Raw genomic sequence first — 25,274 nt, 5'->3', positions numbered from 1 at the left:
CCATGCGCCCGATGCCCAGGGGCGCTGCCACGCCGGGCGTGGTGCCCGGCGCCCGCCCTCAGCCCCGCCCGGCCCGGGTCGCGGGCAGGCCGGCTCCCGGCGGCAAGAAGGCGCAGAGCAGTGGGACGAGCGTCATCGGCTTCATCATCATGCTCATCTTCCTGATCTTCAGCGTCCTGCGCTGACAACGTCCGGGCGCTGCAGCGCCCGGAGCATGTGAGAGGGCAGCGGCGCGCGGGAGGAATGGCGCCGTCGGCACCGCTACCGCCGGGCCGGTCAGCCCGCGGCGGGCGCCTCCTGCGAGGCGTAGCCGTGGTGGAACGCCCACACCACCATCTCCAGGCGCGAGCTCGTGCCGGTCTTCGTGAAGAGGACCGAGATATGCGACTTGACCGTCGCCTCGGCGATCGACAGCCGCTCGGCGATAGCGCGATTGGAGGCGCCCTCGCACAACAGGTGCAGGACGTCCGCCTCCCTTTCGGACAGCTCGATGCTCCCATCGGCCTGGCGGACGGAGGCCAGCGCGTGGTCGATGAGCCGGGCCGTGGGCACCGGCGCCACGACCTTGGCGCCGGAGTGGACGGCCCGCACGGCGGCCAGGATCTCCTGGGGTGGCGCGCTTTTGAGCAGGAACCCGCTCGCGCCGGCGGCCAGGCCGCGCATGAGGTCGGAGTCGGTGTCGAGGGATGTCAGCAGAATGACCCGGGTCTGCGGGCAGGTTCGCAGGACCTCCTGCGTCATATCAACGCCGTCCATCTCCTCGGAGTGAATATGGATTTCACTGATGATGACATCGACCTGGTGCGCCTGGAGGAATTGCAGCGCCTCATGGACGGAGCCCGTGGAGAGCCGGATCTCGAACTCGGTGGAATCAGAGAAGTAGGACTGAAGATGCGCCAGCGCCATGGCGTCGTCGTCGACAAGCACGACGGAGATCAGATCAGACAGATTCTGGGCGGAGGGGCTCCTGGAGGGCATAAGTCTTCTCCATCGGGTCAGGGGTAGCAGGATCAGGGATGGCCAGAGAATATCCCATAAAGTCCAGATAAGCCGCTTGAACTGCGCAAATGAGGATATGTGTGTGTCGTGTTCTCCTACGCCCGCGCGATGATCCGTGGTGATCGTGGCGGAACCCCGCGGCGACGAATGGATGAGCGCGCTCCACTCGAGGGCGATGACGCTCTAGACGAAGGGCTGAGGCTGATCTCTCACGGCCTCGGGCAGACTCTGGCCTGGTTCAGCGTCGCCGAGCCCTGATGGAGGCGCTGTTCCTGACACCGCGACCCGACATTCAGGCATAACCAGTCCTGAATGGGTGGCCGTGGATTGTGAAGAGTCCCTGACAGGTGTCCGAGGAGGATTCCGTGTACCGCTCCGCCCTGCGCGAGGCCGTCGCGCCCTCATTGGCGCGCGCCGCGGCCCTGGAGTCGCCCTATGGGCTCATCTCGCGCGCCGCGGAGCTGCCCCTGGCCCCCGGCGAGCCCGCCTACTCGATCTGGACCGGCCTCCTCGGCGACCTCTCCCAGTCCCTGGCCTCCCAGCGCACCTGGAACCACCGGGCCGAGTCGGGCAACATCGACGGCGCGGGCGGCGCCATCGACCCCGAGCTCGCCCGCCATATCGCCCTCGTCGAATCCCTCGAGCGCTACTCGAGCTGCGCGTGGACCGACTCCGAGCTCATCTGGGACACCGCCGCGGGCCTCGGGGACGCCGCGATCGGCCCCGAGCGCTGGCCCGCCTGCTCCGAGGCCGAGCTCGCCGACCCGCGCTGCGGCCTCATTCCCTCCGACCGCCGCCTGCCCCTGCGCTGGGTGCGCGGCTGGTCCCTCACCCGGGGTCGCGAGGTCTACGTCCCCGCCCTCCTCGTCTACCTCAACTTCCCCATCAGGACCCCCGCCGAGCGCTTCACCAACCCCGTGTCCACCGGCACCGCCGCCCACTCCGACCTGCGAGCCGCCGTGCTCGGCGGCCTGCTGGAGGTCATCGAGCGCGACTCCATCGCCCTGACCTGGCTCCAGCGGCTGCGGCTGCCCGAGGTCGCCGTCGACCCGGGCGCGCTGGACGAGACCACCGCCGAGTACCACCGCATGGGCACCTCCACGGGACTGGAGGTGCGCCTCTTCGACGCCACCACCGACTACGGCGTGCCCACCCTCTACGCCGTCCAGACATCCGAGGCCGACGCCGAGCTCGCGCAGGTCGTGGCCGCCACCTGCGATCTCGACCCCCAGCGCGCCCTGGCCAAGATCTACCGCGAGCTCGCCTCCCTGCGCATCGCCCTGCGCTCCCACGCGCGCAGCCCCCGCTTCGAGGAGGTCAAGGGCGCCGACCTCACCGTCGTCGGAGGCGCATTGGCCGACGCCGACCCCTCCATGCGCCACATCTTCGACTTCCTCTTATCGGGTCCGCGGCCCATCCACGCGCTGGACGGGATCGGCGCCCTACGGCACGGCCCTGACGACTTGGAGCAGGTGGTCGCCAGCCTGGAGCGGGCCGGGGCCGAGGCGATCGTCGTCGACCTCACCACCGACGAGGCCCGGCAGGTCGGCATGCGCGTCATCAAGGCGCTCATCCCCGAGGCCATGCCCCTGTCCTTCAGCCACTACGCCCGCTACCTCGCCACCCCGCGCCTCTACGAGGCCCCCCTGGCGATGGGTCTGACGGCCCACGACGAGTCCGGCATCAACCCCGTCCAACAGCCCTTCGCCTGAGGGCCCCAGTCACGACGCCACGGAAGGAGGCGCCCGATGAGCTCACCGACCACGGCCTACCTCGCCCAGGGCGACTACGGCCACGCCGTCGCCCACCGCCTCGCGGGCCCGGAGGACGCGCTCCTCGATGTGCGCGACGAGGTCTTCGGCGCTTCGCTGCCCTACGCCGACCGCCTCGCCCTCATCTGCGACGCCGACCGCGACGACCTGCGCGCCGCCCTCGATGCCGAGTCCTTCACCCGGGGCATCCCCTCGATCGGCCTGGAGCTCAGCCCCACCCAGCTGCGCTGCGGCCCGCTCGTCATCCCCGGCGCCACCCCCTGCAACGGCTGCTCGACCCGCCGGCGCCGCCAGCACGGCTACCGGCCCCTGCCCGAGGGGCTGGCGCCCCTGGAGCAGGGCTACGCGGAGCACCACGTGGTCATCGGCGTGGGCCTCATCTCGATGGCCCTCGGCCTGCTCGACGAGGGCGGCGCGGCACACGAGGAGGCGGGCGGGCGCGTGTGGACCGTCGAGCTCGTCACCGGGCTCACCTCCAGTGCCCGGGTCACGGCCGTCGACCGCTGCCCCACCTGCTCGGGGCGCTACGACGGCGCGCGCGACGGTCTGTCCGAGCTCGCCGTCCTCCTCCCGGCGCGCTTGCGCGCCACTGTCTCCAACCCCTCCAGGACGGTGATCTGAATGGCGGCGAGCAGCAGCGCGATGCGCGCCTCCGAGGTCGGTGCGGCCGCCCAGCGCGACCTCCAGTTCCGGATCCCCCGCAAGCCCGTCCTGCGGCGCGGCCTGCGCCTGCGCTGGGACGAGGAGGCCTGGGTCATCGATGGCGCCCGCAAGAGCCAGGTCCTCGGCGGCGCCTTCGCCCGCGAGCACCTGGGCGCCTACATCGAGGCCTGCGACGGCGCCCACACCCTCGACGAGATCGGCGAGACGACCGGCATCGGCTCCGAGGCCGCCTTCGCCGCCGCCTCCCTGCTGTGGACCGGCGGGGTCATCGAGGAGGGCGACACCGAGCCTCTGGGGGCGCTCGCGCCTCTCGCGACGGCCGGGCCGCAGGCCGGCGACGGCGCCTGGCCGGCCCCCGCGCTCATCTGCCTCCTGTCCCGCCTCGGGGACTCCACCGGTGTCAATGACTCCTGGCAGGACGCCGCCCGGCGGCTGGCCGCCGCCCGCGTGAGGATCGTCGGGGCGGGCGGGGCCAGCGGTGCCCCCGCCTTCGCCGGCGCCCTGGCCGGCGCGCTGGCCCCCACCCTCCGCGCCCAGGCCGGCGAGGGCCCGCAGGCGGGGGACACGCTCGTCGTCGCCGTTGAGACCGATGGCGCGCGCGAGGCGGTGGCGCGGGCCGCCGAGCAGTGCTGGGAGACCGGCACGCCCCTGCTGCGCGTGCGCGCCGAGCGCGATGCCGTGACCATGGGCCCCTACATCGACCCCGCCTTCTCCCCATGCCTGGACTGCGCCACCTCAGGTGAGGCGCCGATCGGGCCGGCGCCGGGGCCGGCCCGGGTGGACCTCGCCATGGGCCTGGCGGCCAGGAGCATCGCCGCGGTCATCGCGCGCGCCACCGTCACCCACCTGCCCGGCGACTCGCGGCGCACCGACCTCGTGACCCTGGCCAGCACCCACATCCCCGTCGTCAGCCGGCCCGGCTGCCCGGTGTGCTCGGTGAGCGGGGGAGGCCCGGAGAGTCAGGTGGGGGAGGACGCCGCCCCGGTGGCGCCGTTGGTGCCCGTCGGCGCTCGCTACGAGCAGTCGGTGGCCATCCCGCCCGCCGCCTTCGTGGACTCCAAGGGGCACCAGCAGCACTACAAGCCCTCCAACCTGCGCCTCCAGCACGCCTTCCGCGATTGGCCCGTCTGCCCGCGCGCGCCCCTGCCCGCCGCCGACCTCGCCCTCCTCCAGCGCCCCTGGCCCTCTGGGGCGGGCGAGGAGGGACCGCGCGCCGACGGCGTGAGCACCACTGAGCTCGCCACGATCCTCGCCCTGGCGGCCGGGGTGCGCGAGCCCCTCAGCCGTGGCGCGAACGCCGAGGGCGGTTCTGACGGCACTGCCAGCACTGATCTTGGCGCCAAACTGCGCCGCTGGACCGCCGCCGGTGGCAACATCGGCTCCGTCACCGCCTACGTGCTCGTGCCCGAGCAGCCTTCTGCCGCCCTCGCCCCCGGCACTTACGTGTACGTCGAGAGGGACCACGAGCTCGCGCTCGTCGGCCCGCCCGCGCCCGCCGGCAGCGCGACCCGCGTCGTCCTGACCGGCAATATCGACAAGGTCTCCCAGAAGTACTACTCCTTCGCGCTGCGCCTGGCCGTCCAGGACTGCGGCTGCGCCTTCGAGGTCATCCGCCTCGTGGCCCGCGCCCTCGGGCTGCCGATCCGCGCGCGCTCCCGCTGGGACGAGAAGGGGATCGCCGCGCTCATCGGCACCGATCCCGCCCGAGAGCCGGTGTGCGCCGTCGTCGAGCTCCCCGACGGGGCCGGGGGAGCCCGGGGGACTGAGGGAGCAGCGAGGACAGGAGGAAGCGATGCGCTCTGACGTCGAGACCCTGCGCGAGATCGTGGCCGGTTTTCCCGACCCCGCCACGCCGCCGACGAGCGACGGGCTCGCCGAGCGCCGCCCGCGCCGCCCCCTGGCCGCGCTCGCCAGCGCCCCCATCGAGCAGGCCGGCCCCTACTCGCGCGACCTGCGCACGAGCCTTGAGCGGCGCTCGTCGACCACCGACTACGGCGCCGAGCCCATCGAGGCGGCCGCCCTCTTCGCCGATATCGCCGCCGCCCTCGATGAGGACGTGGCCACCTGGGGGGAGGAGGCCGCCGTCGGGTCCCTGGAGATCTTCGTCCTCCTCCTGCGCCCCAGCGGCGCCGAGCCCGGGATCTACCGGATCAGCGCCCAGGCGGGAGGCGACGACGGCGCCCCGCACGCCGTCGAGCGCCTGCGCCCCCTGCCCAGCCCGGAGGAGGTCGAGGGCATGGCCGTGCAGAAGGAGTTCGCCCGCGCGGGCGCCATCATCTCCGCGGCCGCCAGCCTCGACGAGGCCGACTCCTGGGGAGGGGCCCACGGCTACCGCTTCGTCATGGGGCGCGCCGCCGCCCTCATCTACTCCCTGCACCTGCGCTCCATCGCCCGCGGACTGGCCGGGACCGTCTTCGCCGGCTTCTCGACCTCCGCGGTGCGCCACCTGCTCGACTCCGACGGCGTGAGCCGCCACCAGATGTTCGCCGTCACGGTGGCCTCGCCGCCCGGATAGAGACCGCGGCGCCCCGTGCGCCGCGCCCCAAGCGCCCCATGACGGGGCGAGGGGGCCGGTCCTGCCAGACCAGCCCCCTCATCAGGCCCTCGCGGGCCTGCTCCTACACCAGCCAGTTCATGTGAAGGAGGTGAACAGCATATGACCACGATCGACCTCACGCTCGCCGACAGTGACTTCGGCGTTGAGGAGCTCCCCGAGGGCAACGCCCTGGGTTGCGCCTTCTCCAGCGCCAGCGCCTCGTGCCCGGCCTGCGCCGCCTGTGCCTCGACCTCGGGCTGCGCCGCCAGCGCCTCGACGGAGGCCTGCGCCGCCTGTGCCTCGACCACGTCCTGCTGAGGACGCGCGCGGTGGCGGTCGGAGGGTTTTCGTCCTCCGGCCGCCACCGCTCCCCGATCCCACGCACCCGTCGCGACCACCTGAGGGAGGCAGGAGCCCACGATGACGGCCACTACCGACATCCCCCGGCTGCGCCAGGGCGTGTCCCTGATCGTCGGCATGGACAACCAGCCCATGCTCTTCGACTCCGACTCGGGCAAGTACCACCGGCTCGGCGCCGCCGCTGCCTTCATCGTCGGCCAGTTCGACGGGCGCAGGAGCCTGCCCACCATCATCGAGCAGCTCCCCCAGAAGATCGACGACGCCGGCGCCCAGCGCATCAACGGCCTCGTCGAGTCCCTGCGGGGCAAGCAGCTGGTCAGTGTGGCCTCCGCTGCCCCCGGCGCCCCCCTCGTCGCCCCACGCCCCCATCCCGAGCGCCGCCCCCGGTTCGTCCACGGCCGCCACATCGCCCCCCTCCACCAGGGCCGGCACGTCAAGGTCCACCCATCGCGCTGGAGCGGTGGCTGGCTCCTGCCCCGCTTCATGCTCTGCCGGGGCTACCACCGGGTGGTCGCCCCCATCGTCCGCCTCCTGCGCCACCTGCCCGCCCGCAGCCTCGCCGTCGTCTTCATCCTGGCCGCCGCCGCCGGCTACGCCGCGGGCGCCCTCGCGCTGCTGAACCTCGCCGGCGGCGCGCGCCCGCCCATCTCCGTGTTCATCATCGCCGTCGCCATCCAGCTCGTGAGCATCGTCGGGCACGAGTCCTGGCACGCGATCGTCGCCGGCTGGCTCGGGCCGCCCGTGCGGGGCCTCGGCGTCGCGCTCATGTTCTGGGTGATGCCCATCGCCTACGTCGACCGCACCGACTCCTACCGGGTGCGCTCCCGCCTGGGGCTGGCCATGCTCGCCATCGCGGGCATGTGCTCCGACGGCGTCGTGTGCGGCATCGAGGCGGCCGTCGCGGCATCGAGCGCGGGCCAGGCCCGGCAGGTCGCGCTCACCCTGTGCGCCTTCCAGCTCACCATGCTCTTCACCAACTCCAACCCGCTCACCCAGTCCGACGGCGTGGCCGCCATCGAAGCCCTCACCGGCTCGGTCAACCTTCGCGGCCGCTCGATGCTTGTGCTGCGCTGCGCCCTCAGGCGCGTCCCGCTGCCCCCGGCCCTGGCGGTCATGCGCCGATCCGCCCGCTGGGGCTACTTCCTCTACGGCCTGCTGTCCTCCCTGCTCGGCATCACCATCATGGTGATGAGCCTGACCTGGATGAGCGTCCTCCTATTCAACCTGGTGAGAGGCCTTCTCGCATGACCGCTGCCCCGATCTCCCCAGCGGCGCCAGCTGCCCAGGGCCCTGCCGCGGCCCAGACGCCCCGGCCCCGGGTGCTTCTGCTGCCGACCCTCGTGCGCGTCGGCGGCCTGCCCGAGCGCGCCATCCCCCGCCCCACTCCCGCCCTGACGACGGCGCTGGAGGACTACCTGCGCCGCTGCGCCGCGCTGGAGCCGGTGGGCGAGGCTCTGCTCGACCCGCTCTACGAGCTCATCCCCGCCCTCGAGCGCCCTGAGAGGCGCGCCGTCCTGGCGGCCAAGCGCCGCATCTTCCAGGGCCGGCCGAGCGCCCTGGACGACCGGGCGCGCGCCGCGATGCCCCCGGAGCTGGCCGACGGCGTCGATGAGTGGGACGCGATGCTCGCCCAGCGCGACGGCGCCTATGCCCGGCTCGAGGAGGCCGTGGCCGCGGACCTCGAGGCCAGCAGGTCGGTGCTCGCCGAGGGCCTGGACGAGCCGGGCTACCTGGAGTCCCTTGCCGTGGCCGCCCCCGGGCTCGTGTCCACCCTGGCGCAGCGGGGGGCGCGGCTGGGCGACGATCGCGTGGCCCGCAGCCTCTACACCCTCGCCACGCGCGCGGCCCTCAAGACCAGCCCCTTCTCCGGGCTGACGACCGTCTCGCTCGGCGCGGGGCCGAGGGCGCAGGGGAGCGCGGCCGGGGGAGGGCCGGGCCTTCCCACCGGGCGCGGGTACCGGATGCTCGCCGTCCACCTCGCCCATGGGATCCTCATGGCCCTGGCGCGCGAGCTCGACCCCGCCAGCGGCATCGAGCTGGAGCCCCTGCCGGTGCGCGAGGCCGTGGCGCCCATCGGCCCGGGCGCTGGGCGGACCGGGGGAGGTGATGCCGCTGGGGAGGCGACCGCGTCTGCCTCCATCCCCCTGACCGCCCTGCCCGAGTACGACTACGCCAACGGCATGGTCTTCCGCCGCGAGCAGGTCGCCCCCGCCACCTGGGTCCCAGCGGTCCTCGGCGCCCCAGCGCCCGGGGTGGCAGAGGAGGGGCCTACGGAGGGTGCCGCCCGCCCAGCCCCACCAGCGCCCATGACCATCCGCGAGGCCGCCGCCCGGCTGGAGGCCCGCGACGCCGGGCTGCGCCTGACCCGCCTCCTCGACTCCGGGGCGGTGCGCGTCCACGTCCCCTGGCAGCGCGGCGAGAACCCCTTCCCCGCGCTCCTGGCGGCGCTGTCCCCCTCCCAGCGCGAGGCCTGGGGGGAGGACCTGGCCTGGCTGGCGGGCCTGGGCGACGCCGTCGGGAGGGCCGCGGGCCCTGAGCGCGCCGAGCTCCTGGGCCGGGCCGCCGCCATCGCCCAGCGCGTCTTCGACGACGGCGAGCTCGGCGAGCGCCCCAGCGGCCTCCTCTACGAGGACCGCGAGTCCCCGCTCGCCTGGCCCGATCCGTCGCGCGACGAGGCCTTCGGGGCCGACTGCGCGCGCCTGGCCCACCTTGCCGACCCCTGGGTGACGCGCTCCCACCTCTACGAGCTTCTCGTCGAGCGCTTCGTCGCCGTCTTCGGCAGCGGCGGGATCTGCGAGGACCCCCTCGCCTTCCTCCTCACCCTCGCCCACGCCCCCGACGGCGACGCCGAGATGCTGGCCACCGCCGCCCAGGACTTCACGAGCGGCCCCAGCCCGGAGCGGGCCGGCCTGCCCGGCGGCGCTTCCGCCTCCCCCCGCCACCTCGGGGCATTCCTCCAGCCAGTCGCCACGGGACCCACTGCGTGGGGCAGCGGCGGCGGCCTCACCGTCGTCAACGCCTTCACCAACGGCAACGGCGCCCTCCAGGCCCGCTTCCACCGCCTCCTCGGCGAGGACTACCGCGAGCACCTGGCCCGCGCCCTGCGCGCCGCCTGGGGGACCGAGCGGCTCCTGGAGATCCAGGCCGCCACCGAGTGCAACACCGGTCAGGCCGTCTCCTGCGGGATGCTCCCCGCGCTGCGCCTGCCGGGCGACCCCGGCTCGCCGGGCGCCGTCGGCCTCGACGAGCTGCGCCTCGTCCACGACCCCGCCACCGCCACGCTCTTCCTGGCCGATCGCGACGGGCCGGTGGGCATCTCCTACCTGGGCCTCACCCCCCAGCACCGCCTTGGCGGCTACCTCGCCTGGCTGGCGCTCCTGGCCGACCCGTGGTCCCGCCTCCCCCCGATGGCCGATCACTGGATCAGCCGACGGCGGGGAACCGCGGGCCCGCCCGCCGACGAGCTCACCCACGAGCCGCGCGCCGTCGACGGGCGCCTCGTCACGCGGCGCGAGTCCTGGACCTTCCCCGCCCACGAGCTCACCGACCTGCTGGAGCGCGACATGACGGCAACCCTGGTGAGTATCGCGCGGCTGCGCGAGGCCTGGGGGCTGCCCGCCGAGGTCTACGCCCACCAGCTCATGCCCAACCAGGGCGCCACCTTCGACGAGCACAAGCCGCGCTACGTGGACTTTCGCTCGCCGGTCTCCCTCATGGCGCTGCGCGGGTGGATCAGCCCTGACGCCGAGCACCTCTCCCTCGTGGAGGCGCTGCCCGCCCGCGACGAGCTCGCCGGCGCCACGGGCGGTGGGGAGGCGACGACGCTCGAGTACCTGGTCGGCTTCCAGTGGCCCAAGGGCGGGGCCGGGAGCGGGCCGGCGGGCACGCTGGCCCCCGGGGAGAGGAGCGCGCGATGAGAGAGGACCGCGATTGGCTCTACGCCCGCCTCTACTGCCCCGGCGGGGATGACACCGACGCCCTCCTGCCCGCCGTCGCCGCGTGGCTGGGGGCGGCGCGGGAGCGATGGGAGATCGACTCGGCGCATCTCCTGCGCTTCGTCGACCTGCGCGGCCACCACCTGCGGCTGCGCGTCAAGGCCGCGCCCGACGTCCTCGACCAGCTCGCGGCCGGGCTCGCCCCCCTCGACCGGGCCTGCCGGGAGTCGGAGGCGCGCGTGCTGCCCCGGCTCGTCCCCGACCCGCTCACCAGCGCGGAGGCGGGGCGCGCGGGCGTGGCCCTCGCGGTCTACGGCCCCGAGTACGCGAAGTACGGGGGGCCTGGCGGCGTGGAGGCCGCCGAGGCGCATTTCGACGCCGCCAGCCGGTGGTGCCTGGAGCAGCGGGTCTGGGAGGTGCCCCGGTCCGAGGCACGCGCCGCGCTCGCGGCTCACTACCTCGCCCGGGCGGCGACGGCGATCGCGCGCCCCGGTGCTGCGGGCTGGCACGCGCTCGGGGCAGCCCCGGCGGGGGAAGGGGGTGCCGGGGAAGCCACTACGGCGTCGGGCCTGCTCGCCGCCCACCTGCGCGCCTGGGGGTCCCGCCTGCCCGCCGAGTTGCGCGGCGGGGCGGGCCTGGAGGAGATGGTCGGCGGTGTCCTCGCCGCCGCTGGCCCGAGCGGGCCCCTGGCTCCCGAGATGGTGGCCTCCCTGGACGCGCTGGCCGAGGACGCCGCCCTCGCCGTCGGCCGCATGAGCGCGGGGGACGAGTGGCGCCGCGCGATCGACCTGCTCCACATCGACGTCAACCGCCTCGGCCTCAACCCGGCTGAGGAGGCGGTGGCGGGACTGGCCGCCCGCTACCTCCTCGCCGGGGCCTGAACGGACACTGGGCTACTCAGCGACGTCGATAGGTCGTGAACGTATCTCCTCGACCGCCGATGATCTCGACGAATCCATGCTCAACGAGGAGCCTCAGCGCGTAGGACACCTGCCGGTTGTTCAAGCCTGTGACCCCGGCGATGGTGGACCGCGTGACCGCGCCACCCCCGAGCGCTCGCCACACAGCCGAGGCGTTGTGGGTCAGCGCGCCGACCTCTGCGGGTACTTCCTCGTCGCCGATCCCATCGGTCACTGGGCTCGAGGGTGCTGGTTCTGCGGCTCGCTCAGGTGCCTGTGGATTGAGCGCGGCATCTGTGAGGGTGGTGCGGGGGAGGAGGGAAGTGAATCGGACTCCCGTGTCGAGGAATCTCAGGGGCGCGAGATGTGCGTCGCGCACTGCCTGCTGCGCCGCCCGAATCCCGGTTCCCAGTCCCTCGATCACCCGATGGCCCTCGTCGTCGGAGGTGAAAGTCGCGATCGTGTACAGATACTCGTTGACCGCCGATATTCCGTCTCGAGTACCCAGCTGATCCACGCTCAAGCCCCACAGCCCGCCAGGGCTGGAGATGACGAGGCGGTCGGGCAGAAGGCGAAGCTCGATGGACTTCAACAGCGCGGGCTCCGATAGATCCCGGTGGATGAGGGCATTCGCGATGAGCTCGCGGACAGCCACCATCGGGTATTCATGAGCATCCCACCCATGACCATCGGCGGAGAACACGATGCGCGAAGTCGTCACTCGCTCCACCCATTCAACCGCCTCACGAAGCATCTGGGGGACCGGTCCTGTGATGGACAGTCGGTCCTGGGCCCGATCACCGTCGTCGGGTAGAACGGCGGCGGTGATCGCCAGGCTTGGGAACTGCTTCTGAGGGTAGCTTCCCAGCGCGTAGAGCCCAGCGAGTGTGAGTGTGCCGTGCTCGGTGAGGATGTTGAGCCTCGAAAGGATTCCATCGTCGCTCTCGCCTCGAAGCGCGGTGGAGCCCGAGCGCGCTGCCCTGAGGAACTGCGGCACAAGATCGGGGGCGAGGTCGGCCTGGCTCGTCCCGGCCACCTCGACTGAATCATTGCGCGGCCGGGTATGGCGTAGCAGGAACTGCTGCTCCTCTTGAGGCGATAGGCGGTAATCGCCGTCGTACTGGCGCAGGTAGGCGGCCTTCGTCTCGTTCCAGCGGCAGGGCTTGGCGTTCGTGGGCACCTCGAACACGTTGGCGACGACAACCTCGTGCCCATCGACTCGGATCGACCTGGTATTGACGGTGATCGCCGTTGAGAAGCCCTGACGAGCCTGTGCCACGAGAGACTTCATCATGGCGGCGGGATCGTCCACGCCGACGACACGCAGTGGGCTCTCGCTGACGCCCAGCAGGATCGTCCCCCCACCGGGGAGGTTGGCGAAGGCGCTGAGGGTCGGCCCGAGCGCCTTGGGCGAGTATGAGCTGAAGGTCTTGGCCTCGATGTCGAGGCAGTCCCCTCCATCACGCTTAAGGCGGGTGAGAGCCCCAGTCAGCCCCTCGTCATCGACAATCATGGACAAAATTGTAGATGATTGTCGATGAGGTTGTTGATGAGCCGGCGCGCCCGGGGCCCTCAGGCGGGCTCGTCGCCGAGGTGAGCGACGAGGGAGGCGGCCAGGCCCGTGTACGTCCCGGGGGTGAGGGCCATGAGGCGCGCCTCGACGTCGTCGGGCATGCCGAGTCCGGAGATGAACTCGCGCATGCCCTCCGGCGTGACCTTCTTGCCGCGGGTGAGCTCCTTGAGGCGCTCGTAGGGGTCGGCCATGCCCGTGGCCCCGGCCACCGACGCCGCCCGCATGGCCTGCTGTACCGGCTCGCCCAGCACCTCCCATGTGGCGTCCAGGTCCTCGGCCAGGCGCGCCGCGTCGACGTCGAGGCCGGCCAGGCCCCGGCGGATGTTGTCGATGGCGAGCAGGGAGTGGCCCAGGGCGACCCCGATGTTGCGCTGCGTCGTCGAATCGGTGAGGTCGCGCTGGAGGCGGGAGGTGACGAGCGTGGCGGACAGCGTGTCGAGCAGCGCCCCCGAGACCTCGAGGTTCGCCTCGGCGTTCTCGAAGCGGATGGGGTTGACCTTGTGCGGCATCGTCGACGAGCCCGTGGAGCCCTGGGCGCTCAGGCGCTGGCGGAAGTAGCCCAGCGAGATGTAGGTCCAGGCGTCCGTGGCCAGGTTGTGGGCGATCCGCCCGAAGCGCGCCACGTCGGCGTAGAGCTCGGCCTGCCAGTCGTGGGACTCGATCTGGGTGGTCAGCGGGTTCCAGGTCAGGCCCAGGCCCTCGACGAAGCCGCGGGCCACCGCCTCCCAGTCCGCCCCCGGCACGGCGACGACGTGCGCTCCGTACGTGCCGGTGGCCCCGTTGATCTTGCCGAGGTACTCGGCGGCCTCGACGCGCCGGACCTGGCGGCCCAGGCGGTGGGCGAGCACCGCGATCTCCTTGCCGAGCGTCGTGGGGGTGGCGGGCTGGCCGTGCGTGCGCGCCAGCATCGCGGCGTCGGCGTGCTCGCGCGCCATCGCGGCCAGGTCGGCCACGAGCCCGCGGGCGGCCGGGAGCCAGACCTCGGCGATGGCCGAGCGGATGGTGAGGGCGTAGGCGAGGTTGTTGATGTCCTCGGAGGTGCAGAAGATGTGGACGATCTCGCCCACGCCCGGCAGGACGGAGGCACCGCCGTCGGCGCCCACCACCCCGGGGGCCTCGGCCGCCGCGGCGAGGCGCCGCTTGAGCAGGTACTCCACGGCCTTGACGTCGTGGCGGGTCTCGGCCTCGATGGCACCGAGCTCGGCGATCTCCTCGGCCCCGAAGTCCTCGACGACGCCGCGCAGGTAGTTCTTCTCCGTCTCGCTCAGGCGGGGGGCGCCGGGCAGGACGCCGCCGTCGGTGAGGTGGATGAGCCACTCGACCTCGACCTGCAGGCGGGCCCGGTTGAGCGCGGCCTCGGAGAGGTGGTTGACCAGCGGGGCGGCGACGGCGCGGTAGCGGCCGTCCAGGGGGCCCAGGGCGATGGCGGGGGAGACGGTGGAGAGATCGACCATGCCACTCATTGTGGCAGGTTGGCGCCGATCTCTGCGAGTGGGGCCTCCTGGGTCGAGATGAGGGCGGGCTGGGCCTCGGGGCGGCGTCGGCGGTAGGCGGTCACGATGACGTACAGCAGGATGCCGGCCGACGGCAGGTTGATGGCGGCGGCGGGCTCATGGCTGTAGAGGCCGTGGCCGAGCAGCGCGGTCGCCAGCCCCAGGCCGATGACGGCCAGTGCGAGGACCGAGGGGCCCGGGATGCGCTGGGACGGCTCGGCGCGCTGAACGTGCTGGGCCTGGAGGAAGATGAGACTGACCGTCAGCAGGCTCAGAGGCGTCAGGAGGGAGGTTTCCCAGCCGAACAGGCCGCCGCCGACCGTCAGGGCCAGGACGGTCGTGGCAAGCGTGAAGACGACTGGAGGGAGGAGTCGCATGGTTGATGACCTTCTAGGGCGGACATGGTGGGGAATGGTATGACCGGGCAAAATCCTGCCGGATCCTTGTGGCATTTTCAACAAGTGGTCCGTCGTCGTTGGCGGGGAGCGCTCCCCGGTCGCCACCAGCCTATACGGCCCGCCGGCCCCGGACCCGTGAAGTAAGTTCCGACCAGGGAGAATGTGATGCCTCTGTGATGCCTTGGGTGCTGTGCGGGTCAGTGGATAATGCGGTTATGACGACGGACCGGGTCCAGCACGGAGCGGCAGTCAGAGTTCTGGTGGAGCAGGACCTGGCCAGTGAGCAGATGCTGGCTCTTATGCGCGAGGCCGCGGGACTGCCCGACGCCGAGCTGCGCAGGATCATTGCTGAGGAGCTAGTGCTCATGGAGGTCGTGGGTACGGGCCCGCGGGGCGTGCCCACGTCGGTAGCTGCCTACGTGTCTCGACCCGATGGCGTCGTGTTGGAGTACATTGCCGTGGCTCCGGGGCTACGTGGCGACGGAATCGGGCGGGCGCTCGTTGATGCCCTTGCCAGTGTGTCGGGGCAGGTTGTCGCCGAGACCGACGACGATGCCGTCGGCTTCTACCGGGCGCTCGACTTCGACATCGACCCTGCGCCGTTGGACCCGCGCTGGCCGGGGCGCCGCCGCTACCGATGCGTGCGGCGGTCCTGATTCCGAACGGCGCATGTCGAGGACTGCGTTTCGCCCCGAGGACGTACTTCTCCTCCAAACGACGCGGCTGCGCCCCCAGCCATCTGGGGGACAACGCAGTCCTCGCGCCGAAAGTACGTCCTCGACCGACGTCGTCGAAGGACCCGAGCGGCTGGTTGTGCCATATGCTGACTTCATGGGTCGCTTCCGCACTGATGACGCACCGGCACTTATTCGTGCTGCGCGTCTGGATGCAGGGCTCTCACGGGTGCAGTTGGCCCAGCGTGTTGGCTTGAACGAGTCGGTCTTGATGCAGGTGGAGTCCGGGGCGCGTGCGGTGTCCGACGAGCTGCTCGAGGCGGTGCTGCGCGCAGCCGGTTACCGACCGTCACTCCCGCTTGCCATGCAGGCCGACAAGATTCTCGCCTGCGCCGAATCTCATGGCCTCAGCAACCTCCGCGTTTTCGGGTCGTCAGTCCGCGGGGAGGATGACTTCGACTCTGACATCGACCTTCTGGTCACGCCGTCGACCAGTACCGACCTGTTCGACCTGGCCCTGTTCGTCGATGACGTTGAGAGACTCACTGGGTTCCCGACCGACGTCGTTTCCGACTCCCCCCTACCTGTTCAGCTGACTGACGCCGCACGAGAGGCGGTGCCGCTGTGAACGAGGAGCATCAACGGGCTCGCTTTACTCCGCGTACCAGGCAGGATGGGGCAAGGCGCCATGATCGTGAGAATCTGGACGCCGAGCTTGCGCTGATTCGTGACCGGATCGACGTCGTCATCGCGCACGGACGAGAAGAGTTTTACGACGGAGCTCAAGCCTATGACGTTGCCTGCATGGTGATCATCCGACTTGCCGCTCTGCTGGAGCGACCTGAGTTCATGCCTTACCTGGCGGCGATCTCCGAGGACGAACGCCGGGCCATTCGAACCACACGCAACATTGCGGCTCACGCAGGCTATCGCTCGATGGATGACAGTCTTTTCTGGATGGCAATCACTCGGCGTGTTCCCGAGATCTTGGACCGGATCCGTGCAAGCAGGTGACAGGCCCTATCGGGCCGAGGTCGTGTGCGCGGTGACCTCACGGGTCCGCCGGTCCCTCAGGCTGCGCGCCAGGACGTAGCCCAGTAGGCCCAGCGCGGGCAGGATGAGGAGCGCGACGACGTCGGACCGGTAGAGGCCGCGCGCGAGAACGAGCCCGGAGAGGATGACTCCGACGGCCCCCAGCAGTCGGACGCCCGACGGCGGCAGGCTGCGCTCGCTCGGACCCGAGTTCTGGGCCTGCAGCAGGATGAGGCCGAGCAGGAGCATGCACAGCGATGAGGTGAGGCTGTTGAGCTGCCACCCGAACAGCATGCTCCGGATCGAGGTGACCAGGACGGCCAGGGCAAGGACAAGAATGGCGGGCTTGATGAGTCGCATGTCGAGCACCTCGGCGAACGGGTTGCGGTTGCGAACGTTCCCAGTCTAAGCCGGTGTCCTGGTCGGAGCCTGGCCGGTGGTGAGGGTGAGTCGACGCCGGCCGGGCTCAGGTCCCGGGGCCTTGGGGGGCAGGGCTCCGGCCTCAGGCCTCGGAGGGTGCGCCCGTGGCGCCGTCGCGCGTCCAGTAGCCCTGGTGCTGGATGCTGCGCCGGCTCAGGCCAGAGGCGATCAGGTGGCGCCGCACCGCCTTGGTGGCGCTGCTCTCCAAGGCGATGAAGACCCAGTCCAGGGCCAGGTCTCCGGTGTCCGCCCACAGGGTGCGGTCGACGGCGGCCAGCAGCCTCTCCTCGGAGACCTCGGGACTCACCCGGATGAGTCGATGGTCGCGTGCGGCCAGGGGCAGGTAGCCGGCCTCGGGCGCCATCATGACGACGGTGGCCAGGCTGCTCGGTGGGGAGGCGGCGACGGCGTCGGCGAGCGCCGGCGCGGAGGCCTGGTCGCCCACCAGGAGCATCCGGTCACCGGGGGACGGCATGCGGTAGCCGGTTCCGCCCATGAGCTGGACGGACACGGTGGCTCCGGGGCTGACCCGCTTCGACCACAGCGACGCCGGACCGCTGGGCTCATGGTGCAGGACCAGGATGATGGCGGTGGCCTGCTCGCGGTTGATGCGGGTGATGGTGTAGGCGCGCTGGTGCTGGTGGCCGCCCTGCGGGATCCGCATGCGCACCCAGGCGGTGGGCGGCAGCATGGCGGCGCCGGTGCCCAGCAGGCTCGGGCAGTGGACGGTCAGCTCGGCGTAGGGCGCCAGCTCGCGCACTGCGGTGATCGTGAGCTTGTGCTCCGGCGCCCGCAGCGCCTTGAGCACTGTGCCTTGGAATCCCCTCCCACCACGTGCCATGCGCGTGTCCGCCTCCCGGTCGTCTGATCTCGTGCTCAGGCGAACCATAACCGGAATGGTTGAAGGCTTGCTTAGGGTCTCCTGCTGAGAATGCTGGAGAAAATGCCGAAAGAAATCCGGTGGTGAGCGGGGTGGCCGGGTTGAACGTATTGGGAATCCTGAGATGTATCGACGGAGCCGGTGCTCGGGATCGTCCTCAGAATTGCGCGAGGACTTGCCGTGCGATGGCGGCGCCCAATGGGATGGGGACGGCGTTGCCGATCTGCCGGGCGATGGAGGTGCGGGAGCCGATGAAGCGGTGCGTGTCGGGGAATCCCTGCAGGAGCGCCGCCTCGTAGTGGGTGATGGCGCGGTTCTCCACGGGGTGGAGGTAGCGGCCCTTCTCCGGCTTGAAGAACTCGGTCCGGATCGTCACGGAGGGGCGGTCCCAGTGCAGGCGTCCCATGACGTCCATGGAACCGGAGGTGTGCCGGAGCCAGCAGGGCGCCTTCAAGTCGTCCGGAAGATCCGCCCGATTCCCGCCCTCGGGGATCGCGGCAAAGCGCTCGCGTGATTTGGGGCTGTAGCCCCGGGAGACGTGCAGCTCCCGGGGGGAGAAGGCGCCGGGCACCCGCCGTGAGCCGACTCGGGTGCGGAGCTGGTCGAAGCGCTCGTCCATGTCGGGCTGCGCGGGCACGCCCAGAAGCGTCTGCCGCACCGTCCGGTGCGGGGGCAGGTCGCCTCCCCCGTCCGGGGAGTGCGTGGGCTCCGGGAACCCGGGGGCGGCCATGTCGTTGCGGTGCCCGATGAGGACGGCGCGCCGGCGCGCCTGCGGGGCGCCGTAGTCGGCGGCGTTGAGGACGCGGAAGTCGAAGGAGTAGTCCTCGAGGAACTCCCCGGGCGCGGTGGCGGCCAGGAAGTCGCGGTACTGGGGCGACTTCCCGAAGGCGGGCACGTTCTCCACGACGAAGTACTTGGGTCTGGCCCTCTGAATGACTTGGGCGTACTGCTCCCAGAGCCGGTTGCGGGCGTCTTCCGCGTCCCGCTTGCCGAGCGTGCTGAACCCCTGGCACGGCGGGCCTCCGACGACGACGTCGACGCCTGCGGGGATCGTCCCCTCGGCGAGCCAGTCCTGGATGGCGCCCGCGTAGACATCGGTCTTGGGGAAGGTCGCCCGGTAGGAGGCGGCGGCCTCAGGGTCCATCTCGACGGCGGCGATGCTGCGGAAGCGGGACGACGCCGCATGGAAGCCCGCAGTGAGACCTCCCGCCCCGGCGAAGAGGTCGAGGACGCGGATGGGGCGGGCAGTCATGGAATCAGGGTAGCCGGCCGGTACGACACCGAATCGAGGCTCACCGTCGGTTCAAGGGTGTGATTCGTGTCGGCGGGCGGTCGTAGGATGTTCCCGTTCGCACCCGCGGAGAATTCCCCCGTTCTCCGTCGACAGGAAGGACTCCCGTGCCCAGGAAGCTCATTGAGGTGGCGCTGCCTCTCGACGCCATCAACCAGCAGTCCGCTCGGGAGAAGTCCATCCGCAAGGGGCACCCCTCCACGCTGCACCTGTGGTGGGCCAGACGCCCCTTGGCGACCGCCCGCGCCGTGCTCTTCTCCCAGCTGGTCGACGACCCCTCCGAGCGCTACGAGGATTTCCTGGAGGCGGCCCGGGCCGCGGGCGAGGCCGCCCCGGAGTCCGCTGCGGAGCGGGCGGTGGAGGCGGAGCGTCGCCGCCTGTTCACCCTCATCACCCGCATGGTGAACTGGGACAACATCGGTGATGAGCACCTCATGCGTGAGGTCAGGGAGGAGATCCGCCGCTCGACGGGGGAGGAGCCTCCCGCGGTCCTCGACCCCTTCGCCGGAGGCGGCTCCATCCCCCTGGAGGCACAGCGGCTCGGCCTGGAGGCGCACGCCTCCGACCTCAACCCTGTGGCCGTTCTCATCAACAAGGCCCTCATCGAGATCCCGCCGCTCTTCGCCGGCCGTGCCCCGGTCTTCCCCGGCGCCGACGATGGCACGCGCAGCTGGCCCGGCGCGCACGGCCTGGCCGAGGACGTGCGCCGCTACGGGGAGTGGATGCGTGAGGAGGCCTGGAGGCGCATCGGCCACCTCTACCCTCGGGCCCAGCTGCCCGACGGATCGGAGGCGACCGTCATCGCCTGGATCTGGGCGCGGACCGTCACCTGCCCCAACCCGGCCTGCGGCATTGAGGCGCCGCTCGTGCGGTCGTGGTGGCTGGGGAAGAAGAAGGGCAAGGAGGCCTACATCGTCCCGACGGTTGTTGGTGACCACGTCGAGTACTCCATCGGCCACGATCCCAAGCAGGCGCCGACGAAGCAGGAAGATGGGACGATCTCAGGAGGAAAGGGAAGGTGCTTGGCCTGTGGATCCTTGATTGACAATGCCTACATTCGTCAACAGGCAGCATCTCGGGGGTTCGGACAGCAACTCATTGCGATTGCGGCAGAGGGTGATCGACGAAGGGAGTACCTCGAACCGACGGAGGCGCATACTGATGTGGCGCTGAGTGTTTCGCGTCCCGCCGATGTCCCCAGTCAAGAGGTGCCGACACGTAATCATGATGTTGATCGGCTTCCGATGTATGGCATGCCGACCTGGAGTGATGCCTTCACCTCGCGGCAGTTGACAGCATTGGCCACTTTCTCAGATCTGGTAGCAGAGGCGCGAAAGCAAGTGCTGCTGGATGCTCTTTCCGCCGGAATGGGGGAGGGTGATTGTCTCGACTCAGGGGGCGCTGAAGCTGTGGCCTATGCGGCCGCAGTGGCTACGTATCTTGCCGCCGGAGTGTCAAGGCTAACTGACTATAACTGTTCGATTTGTTCGTGGCATTCGGGGCGCGAGAGTGTCCGTAATGTATTTTCGCGTCAAGCCATCCCTATGACCTGGGATTTCGTGGAATCGAATCCATTGTCCGGTTCGACTGGCAATTACTTGGGGCAGGTTGACTGGATTGCTCGAGTGTTGCTCGAATTGCCTTCGAGATATTGTGCGAAGGTTGATCAACTCGGCGCGGATGTTGTTGAAGTGAGTCACTGCATGGTTTCCACTGATCCGCCTTATTATGACAATATCGGCTACTCGGACCTGTCTGACTTCTTCTACGTGTGGCTGCGCCGCTCCCTCAAGGATGTTCACCCCTCCCTGTTCTCGACCATGCTCGTTCCCAAGGCCGAGGAGCTGGTCGCGAACCAGTACCGGCACGGGGGAAAGGATGGGGCGAAAAGGTTCTTCGAGGACGGCTTTCGCGCCGTCTTCGCCAACGCCCGCCGGAGCGCGAACCCGGACTACCCGATGACGGTCTACTACGCCTTCAAACAGTCGGAAACCAGTGTCGACGGACGGACCTCTACGGGCTGGTCCACGATCCTCGAGGGAATGATCCGCTCCGGCTGGAGCATCACCGCCACCTGGCCCATGCGCTCCGAGCTGGGGAACCGCATGGTGGCCTCCGGGACCAACGCCCTGGCCTCCTCCATCGTCCTCGTGCTGCGGCCCCGGCCCGAGGACGCCCCCATGACCGACCGCCGCAGCCTCATGCGCGAGCTGCGCCGCACCCTCCCCGAGGCCGTCGAGACCCTGCGCAGCGGCGGCATCGCCCCCGTCGACCTCGCCCAGGCGGCCATCGGCCCCGGCATGAGCGTCTTCTCCCGATACTCCCGCGTCATCAGCCCCGACGGCACCGACATGAGCGTCTCCGAGGCCCTCACCCAGATCAACGCCGTGCTCGACGAGGTCCTCGGCGAGCAGGAGGGCGACCTCGACCCCGATACCCGCTGGTGCCTCACCTGGTTCGACGCCCACGGCTTCACTGAGGGCACCTACGGGGAGGCCGAGACCCTCGCCTCGGCCCGCAACGCCTCCATCGACGCCCTCAAGCGCTCCGGCGTCCTCACCTCCGGCGGCGGCCGCGTCGGCCTCATCGCCCCCGCCGACCTCCCCGACGACTACGACCCCCGTGCCGACGACCGCATCTCCCACTGGGAGGTGGTCCTCCACCTCGCCCGGGCCCTCGACCGGCGCGGCATCGACGAGGCCGGGCGGATCCTCTCCGCCGCCGCCGAACGCGGCCTGGGCGCCGACATCCTCCAGTCCCTCGCCTACCGCCTCTACTCCCTCGCCGAGAAGCACGGCTGGACCGAGGCCGGCCTCCTCTTCAACGCCCTGGGCGGCTCCTGGCCGGAGATCGCCGCCGCGGCCCGGACCGCGGAGAGCGCCGGCTCGGACATCCAGACCGCACTCGACCTCGACACCCTGGAGAACCACTGACATGTCCGCCACCTCCAACCGGGACCGCATCGGGCGGGCCATCGAGATCCTCTCCGGAGCCCTGGAGCCCTGGATCGCCGTCGCCGTCGCCCCGAAGGTGCCCGCCGGCAGCACCTGGACCGACCTCCTCGCCTGGAAGGACGGCAGACCCGACCGGACCTACGAACCCTCCGACCCCCAGAGCCAGCTGCGCATCATCACCGAGCGCATCGGGAACCTCGGATTCCTCTTCAGCGGGATCCTCTCCCGCGGCGAGCAGAACCTCGCCGGAGAGCTGCGCGAGGTCCGTAACAAATGGGCGCACAGCAGCCCCTTCAGTGCGGATGACACCTACCGCGCCCTCGACACCGCCGAGCGCCTCCTGCGGGCCATCAACGCCCCCGCCGAGGCCGACCAGGTCCGCGCCATGAAACGGGACGCGCTGCACTCCACCTTCGACGCCGCCACCAGGCGCGACACCCGGGCGAGCGCCGTCGCCATGCCCGGCCTCGGGGAGAACGGCCTCGCACCCTGGAAGGACGTCGTCCGCCCCCACCCCGACATCGTCTCCGGCAGCTACGGCCAGGCCGAGTACGCCGCCGACCTGCACCAGGTCGCCCACGGGGAGAGCAGTGAGGAGTACGGCGACCCGGCCGGCTTCTTCAAGCGCACCTACCTCACCGAGGGGCTCAAGACCCTCCTGACCATGACCGCCCGGCGGCTGTCCGGGGACCCCAACGCCCAGGCGGTCGTCAATCTCCAGACCACCTTCGGCGGCGGCAAGACCCACTCCATGCTCGCCGCCTGGCACCTGGCCGGCCCGACCCCGCTCAAGGACCTCACCCAGGACGTCCAGGAGCTGCTCGCCGACACTTCGATCCCCGAAGACGTCAGACGCGTCGCCATCGTCGGCAACGAGATCTCCCCCGGGCAGCCCACCACCAAACCGGACGGAACGGTCGTTCACACCCTGTGGGGCGAGCTCGCCTGGCAGCTCGGCGGCGCCGAGGCCCACGAGCTCATCGCGCAGGCCGACCGCACCGGCACCAACCCCGGTGCCGCCCTGCGCACCCTCATCAGCCGCCACACCCCCGCCCTCATCCTCATCGACGAGTGGGTCGCCTACGCCCGCGGCCTGTACCGGCGCGACGGCCTGACCGGCGGCAGCTTCGACACCCAGTTCACCTTCGCCCAGGAGCTCACCGCCGCCGTCCAGGGCACCCCCGGGGCCCTCCTCCTCGTCTCCATCCCCGCCTCCGACATCCGCCAGGACGGCACCGTCACCCGCGCCTCCGAGCTCGAGATCGGAGGCGACGGCGGCCGCGAGGCCCTCCAGCGGCTCCAGCACGTCGTCGGGCGCGTGGCCCACAACTGGAGCCCCGCCACCTCCGGGGAGAGCTTCGAGATCGTCCGCCGGCGCCTGTTCACCGACCTCGACGCCGAGGCCCTCCGCAAGCGCGACGCCACCATCAAACGATTCGTCGACTACTACCGGGGGCAGCGCGGCGAGCTGCCCTCCGAGACCTTCCAGCCGGACTACGAGCGGCGGCTGCGCGAGGCCTACCCCATCCACCCCGAGCTGTTCGACCGGCTCTACGGCGACTGGTCCTCCCTGGAACGGTTCCAGCGCACCCGCGGCGTCCTGCGCCTCATGAGCGCCGTGGTCCACTCCCTGGTCCAGGCCGACGACGACGCCCCCCTCATCATGCCGGGCTCCATCCCCTTCGACGACGACGCCGTCCGCGATGAGATCGCCGGCTACCTCGACGACGCCTGGCGCACCATCATCGAGACCGACATCGACGGCGAGAACGCCACACCCCTGCGCATCGACCGGGAACGAGAGCTGTTCGGACGACGGGCACTGACCCGGCGCATCGCCCGCACCCTGTTCCTCGGCTCCGCCGCCACCCTCGACACCGCCCACAAGGGCATCGACCGTCAGCGCCTCTTCCTCGGCGTGGCCATGCCCGGGGACACCCTGGGCAACTTCGGCTCCTCCCTGCAGATGCTCACCGACCGAGCCACCTACGTCTACAACCAGGGGACCCGGAGCTGGTACGACCGGCAGCCGTCGATCAACCGGATGGTCGTCGACCGGGCCGCCTCCCTCGACACCGCCGACGTCGCCCGGGAGGCGGTCGACATGCTCAAGGGAATGGCGGCGAGCGCCCGCGAGTTCGCCCATGTCATCGTCGCCCCGGCATCCACCGGGGACGTCCCCGACAAGCAGGAGACGACACTGGTCATCCTCGGCCCGGACCGCACGGTCGCCGCCAGGAACGGGCGGAGTTCGCAGGTGACCGGGCCCGGCAGGGAGTTCACCGAGGAGCTCCTGCACCATCGCGGCTCCGCGCCCCGCAACCATGTCAACACCCTCATCACCGTCGCCCCCGACGAGGGACGGTGGGCCGAGGCCGAGCAGGCGCTGCGCATCCACATGGCGTGGTCGGAGATGGCGAAGGAGGAGTCGATCCGCGACCACGACCTCACGGCCAGCCAGGCCGAGCAGGCACGCCAGAAGAGGCGGGACACCCAGAGCGTCGCCGAGCGCTCCGTGGCGGGTGCGTGGATCTGGGCGCTCCACCCCGTCCAGGACAACGGCGGCCGCCCCTTCAAGATCGAGCCGGTCAAGATCGAGGGGGACGAGCAGCGGATCGCCGTGCGCGCCGGCCTCAGGCTCGGCAAGCAGGACATCGTCCTGACCGACATCACCCCGACGGCCGTGGCCCTTGAGCTCGGGGGCATGAACCTTCGTGCCCGATGGAACGGGGGCAGGATCACCGTCGGCGAGCTGTGGTCCTACTTCACCCGTTACCCCTACATGCCGCGCCTCCGGGACCGGAGGGTGCTGGAGAAGGCCGTCGCCTCCGTCATGGATGACATCGGCTGGGAGAGCGTCGGCTTCGCCCTCGCCGCCGACTACGACACCGAGCGGGGCGACTTCCGCGACCTGCGCCTCCCGCTGGAGGACGAGGCGCCGAGGATCACCGACACGACCCTCCTCGTCTCCCCCGCGCTCGCCCGTGCGCAGCGCCGCCGTGAGGAGGAGGAGCGGAGGACTGCCGCGTCTGCGGAGTCGCGCGAGCCCGGACCTGCCGATGACACGGGCGCCGCACCCGACGCCACCGCGACCCGATCCGACTCCACCCGCGACGGGCGCGCCGTCCCTCCGGCACCCGAGCCGCAGCCCGTCGCCAACTCGAGATTCGAGGGAGTGGCCGAGCTGGACCCCGGGAAGGACATCGCCGCCCAGCTCGCGCTGCTGGCCGATGAGGTCATCGCCCACCTGAAAGCCGGCGGCGCGGACAGCCTCAACATCGAGGTCTCCATCGACGCGACCCGTTACAACGGATTCGATGCCGACACCGTGCGCACGGTCGCGGAGAACGCCCGCACACTCGGTCTCAAGCCGGGCCGATTCACCGAGGGGTGAC

21 protein-coding genes are annotated in these 25,274 nt (G+C 71.0%); 14 read left to right on the top strand and 7 right to left on the bottom strand.

The genetic code is table 11. The features are described from left to right. On the top strand, positions 1-185 hold a 185-nt coding region (locus A1QA_RS0104955), incomplete at its 5' end, for a hypothetical protein (protein WP_017177818.1). Positions 186-276: 91 nt separating this feature from the next. On the opposite strand, the gene A1QA_RS0104950 is transcribed toward A1QA_RS0104955, so the two are convergent. Continuing rightward, positions 277-978, bottom strand: a complete 702-nt coding sequence (locus tag A1QA_RS0104950) for a response regulator transcription factor (protein WP_017177817.1) — start codon at positions 976-978, stop codon at positions 277-279. 386 nt (positions 979-1,364) lie between these two features. Between A1QA_RS0104950 and A1QA_RS0104940 the strand changes: the two genes are divergently transcribed. The 8 genes from A1QA_RS0104940 to A1QA_RS0104905 all read left to right on the top strand — a co-directional run bounded on the left by A1QA_RS0104940 (position 1,365) and on the right by A1QA_RS0104905 (position 11,146). Beyond that, the gene (locus A1QA_RS0104940; protein ID WP_017177815.1) at positions 1,365-2,711 is read left to right on the top strand and encodes a YcaO-like family protein; all 1,347 of its coding nucleotides are present in this window, start codon (positions 1,365-1,367) and stop codon (positions 2,709-2,711) included. A gap of 36 nt (positions 2,712-2,747) precedes the next feature. Next, positions 2,748-3,392: a TOMM precursor leader peptide-binding protein gene (locus A1QA_RS0104935; RefSeq protein ID WP_017177814.1), complete on the top strand. Its 645-nt coding sequence runs from the start codon at positions 2,748-2,750 to the stop codon at positions 3,390-3,392. Next, positions 3,393-5,237, top strand: a complete 1,845-nt coding sequence (locus A1QA_RS0104930; protein WP_017177813.1) for a hypothetical protein — start codon at positions 3,393-3,395, stop codon at positions 5,235-5,237. Continuing rightward, positions 5,227-5,949 carry a nitroreductase family protein gene (locus A1QA_RS0104925; protein ID WP_017177812.1) on the top strand — a complete coding sequence of 241 codons (723 nt, stop codon included), beginning with the start codon at positions 5,227-5,229 and terminating at the stop codon, positions 5,947-5,949. Before A1QA_RS0104930 ends, A1QA_RS0104925 begins: the two co-directional genes overlap by 11 nt. Before the next feature lie 141 nt (positions 5,950-6,090). Then, positions 6,091-6,288 carry a thiocillin family RiPP gene (locus tag A1QA_RS0104920; RefSeq protein ID WP_017177811.1) on the top strand — a complete coding sequence of 66 codons (198 nt, stop codon included), beginning with the start codon at positions 6,091-6,093 and terminating at the stop codon, positions 6,286-6,288. Between the two features lie 102 nt (positions 6,289-6,390). After that, positions 6,391-7,578, top strand: a complete 1,188-nt coding sequence (locus A1QA_RS0104915) for a PqqD family protein (protein WP_017177810.1) — start codon at positions 6,391-6,393, stop codon at positions 7,576-7,578. Continuing rightward, entirely contained in the window at positions 7,575-10,247 is a 2,673-nt protein-coding gene (locus A1QA_RS0104910) for a lantibiotic dehydratase (RefSeq protein WP_244266061.1), read from the top strand. Before A1QA_RS0104915 ends, A1QA_RS0104910 begins: the two co-directional genes overlap by 4 nt. Continuing rightward, positions 10,244-11,146 carry a thiopeptide-type bacteriocin biosynthesis protein gene (locus A1QA_RS0104905; protein WP_017177808.1) on the top strand — a complete coding sequence of 301 codons (903 nt, stop codon included), beginning with the start codon at positions 10,244-10,246 and terminating at the stop codon, positions 11,144-11,146. Before A1QA_RS0104910 ends, A1QA_RS0104905 begins: the two co-directional genes overlap by 4 nt. A gap of 16 nt (positions 11,147-11,162) precedes the next feature. Here A1QA_RS0104905 and A1QA_RS0104900 read toward each other — a convergent pair whose 3' ends face one another. The 3 genes from A1QA_RS0104900 to A1QA_RS0104890 are packed head-to-tail and all read right to left on the bottom strand — an operon-like array spanning position 11,163 to position 14,607. Beyond that, entirely contained in the window at positions 11,163-12,677 is a 1,515-nt protein-coding gene (locus tag A1QA_RS0104900; protein WP_017177807.1) for an RNA-binding domain-containing protein, read from the bottom strand. A gap of 59 nt (positions 12,678-12,736) precedes the next feature. Next, the gene (gene purB, locus A1QA_RS0104895) at positions 12,737-14,191 is read right to left on the bottom strand and encodes an adenylosuccinate lyase (RefSeq protein ID WP_017177806.1); all 1,455 of its coding nucleotides are present in this window, start codon (positions 14,189-14,191) and stop codon (positions 12,737-12,739) included. Between the two features lie 5 nt (positions 14,192-14,196). Next, positions 14,197-14,607, bottom strand: coding sequence for a hypothetical protein (locus A1QA_RS0104890; RefSeq protein ID WP_017177805.1), 411 nt, complete (start codon positions 14,605-14,607; stop codon positions 14,197-14,199). Between the two features lie 236 nt (positions 14,608-14,843). Between A1QA_RS0104890 and A1QA_RS0104885 the strand changes: the two genes are divergently transcribed. The 3 genes from A1QA_RS0104885 to A1QA_RS13535 all read left to right on the top strand — a co-directional run bounded on the left by A1QA_RS0104885 (position 14,844) and on the right by A1QA_RS13535 (position 16,316). Next, the gene (locus tag A1QA_RS0104885) at positions 14,844-15,284 is read left to right on the top strand and encodes a GNAT family N-acetyltransferase (RefSeq protein ID WP_017177804.1); all 441 of its coding nucleotides are present in this window, start codon (positions 14,844-14,846) and stop codon (positions 15,282-15,284) included. Positions 15,285-15,459: 175 nt separating this feature from the next. Continuing rightward, entirely contained in the window at positions 15,460-15,930 is a 471-nt protein-coding gene (locus A1QA_RS0104880) for an XRE family transcriptional regulator (RefSeq protein WP_026048700.1), read from the top strand. After that, positions 15,927-16,316, top strand: a complete 390-nt coding sequence (locus A1QA_RS13535; RefSeq protein ID WP_026048699.1) for a ribonuclease HepT family protein — start codon at positions 15,927-15,929, stop codon at positions 16,314-16,316. Before A1QA_RS0104880 ends, A1QA_RS13535 begins: the two co-directional genes overlap by 4 nt. A gap of 6 nt (positions 16,317-16,322) precedes the next feature. On the opposite strand, the gene A1QA_RS0104870 is transcribed toward A1QA_RS13535, so the two are convergent. The 3 genes from A1QA_RS0104870 to A1QA_RS0104860 form a co-directional block, all read right to left on the bottom strand. After that, positions 16,323-16,694 (bottom strand): hypothetical protein, encoded by a 372-nt coding sequence (locus A1QA_RS0104870; RefSeq protein ID WP_026048698.1) that lies wholly within the window; start codon positions 16,692-16,694, stop codon positions 16,323-16,325. 142 nt (positions 16,695-16,836) lie between these two features. Next, a complete protein-coding gene (locus tag A1QA_RS0104865) occupies positions 16,837-17,595 on the bottom strand; it encodes a siderophore-interacting protein (protein ID WP_026048697.1) in 759 nt (252 codons plus the stop codon). 196 nt (positions 17,596-17,791) lie between these two features. After that, positions 17,792-18,886, bottom strand: coding sequence for a DNA cytosine methyltransferase (locus A1QA_RS0104860; protein ID WP_017177799.1), 1,095 nt, complete (start codon positions 18,884-18,886; stop codon positions 17,792-17,794). Positions 18,887-19,032: 146 nt separating this feature from the next. Between A1QA_RS0104860 and A1QA_RS15295 the strand changes: the two genes are divergently transcribed. Together A1QA_RS15295 and A1QA_RS0104850 are read left to right on the top strand one after the other, a co-directional pair. Beyond that, positions 19,033-21,858 (top strand): DUF1156 domain-containing protein, encoded by a 2,826-nt coding sequence (locus tag A1QA_RS15295; RefSeq protein ID WP_026048696.1) that lies wholly within the window; start codon positions 19,033-19,035, stop codon positions 21,856-21,858. A 1-nt stretch (position 21,859) separates the two neighbouring features. After that, positions 21,860-25,273 carry a DUF499 domain-containing protein gene (locus tag A1QA_RS0104850; protein WP_017177796.1) on the top strand — a complete coding sequence of 1,138 codons (3,414 nt, stop codon included), beginning with the start codon at positions 21,860-21,862 and terminating at the stop codon, positions 25,271-25,273. The last annotated feature ends 1 nt before the right edge of the window (position 25,274 follow it).

The sequence above is a fragment of the Actinomyces timonensis DSM 23838 genome, assembly GCF_000295095.1.
Lineage (GTDB): Bacteria > Actinomycetota > Actinomycetes > Actinomycetales > Actinomycetaceae > Actinomyces > Actinomyces timonensis.
The sequence above is the reverse complement of the archived record's forward strand: the minus strand, read 5'-3'. Positions and strand labels throughout refer to the sequence as shown.

Bases quoted from the DNA above. Each gene is read 5' to 3' on its own strand.
- A1QA_RS0104915 (WP_017177810.1), top strand. From the start codon at position 6,391: ATGACGGCCACTACCGACATCCCCCGGCTGCGCCAGGGCGTGTCCCTG.
- A1QA_RS0104850 (WP_017177796.1), top strand. From the start codon at position 21,860: ATGTCCGCCACCTCCAACCGGGACCGCATCGGGCGGGCCATCGAGATC.
- A1QA_RS0104880 (WP_026048700.1), top strand. From the start codon at position 15,460: ATGGGTCGCTTCCGCACTGATGACGCACCGGCACTTATTCGTGCTGCG.
- A1QA_RS0104930 (WP_017177813.1), top strand. From the start codon at position 3,393: ATGGCGGCGAGCAGCAGCGCGATGCGCGCCTCCGAGGTCGGTGCGGCC.
- A1QA_RS0104910 (WP_244266061.1), top strand. From the start codon at position 7,575: ATGACCGCTGCCCCGATCTCCCCAGCGGCGCCAGCTGCCCAGGGCCCT.
- purB (WP_017177806.1), bottom strand. From the start codon at position 14,191: ATGGTCGATCTCTCCACCGTCTCCCCCGCCATCGCCCTGGGCCCCCTG.
- A1QA_RS0104870 (WP_026048698.1), bottom strand. From the start codon at position 16,694: ATGCGACTCATCAAGCCCGCCATTCTTGTCCTTGCCCTGGCCGTCCTG.
- A1QA_RS0104890 (WP_017177805.1), bottom strand. From the start codon at position 14,607: ATGCGACTCCTCCCTCCAGTCGTCTTCACGCTTGCCACGACCGTCCTG.
- A1QA_RS0104900 (WP_017177807.1), bottom strand. From the start codon at position 12,677: ATGATTGTCGATGACGAGGGGCTGACTGGGGCTCTCACCCGCCTTAAG.
- A1QA_RS0104885 (WP_017177804.1), top strand. From the start codon at position 14,844: ATGACGACGGACCGGGTCCAGCACGGAGCGGCAGTCAGAGTTCTGGTG.
- A1QA_RS0104865 (WP_026048697.1), bottom strand. From the start codon at position 17,595: ATGGCACGTGGTGGGAGGGGATTCCAAGGCACAGTGCTCAAGGCGCTG.
- A1QA_RS0104860 (WP_017177799.1), bottom strand. From the start codon at position 18,886: ATGACTGCCCGCCCCATCCGCGTCCTCGACCTCTTCGCCGGGGCGGGA.
- A1QA_RS0104905 (WP_017177808.1), top strand. From the start codon at position 10,244: ATGAGAGAGGACCGCGATTGGCTCTACGCCCGCCTCTACTGCCCCGGC.
- A1QA_RS0104920 (WP_017177811.1), top strand. From the start codon at position 6,091: ATGACCACGATCGACCTCACGCTCGCCGACAGTGACTTCGGCGTTGAG.
- A1QA_RS0104935 (WP_017177814.1), top strand. From the start codon at position 2,748: ATGAGCTCACCGACCACGGCCTACCTCGCCCAGGGCGACTACGGCCAC.
- A1QA_RS0104950 (WP_017177817.1), bottom strand. From the start codon at position 978: ATGCCCTCCAGGAGCCCCTCCGCCCAGAATCTGTCTGATCTGATCTCC.
- A1QA_RS0104925 (WP_017177812.1), top strand. From the start codon at position 5,227: ATGCGCTCTGACGTCGAGACCCTGCGCGAGATCGTGGCCGGTTTTCCC.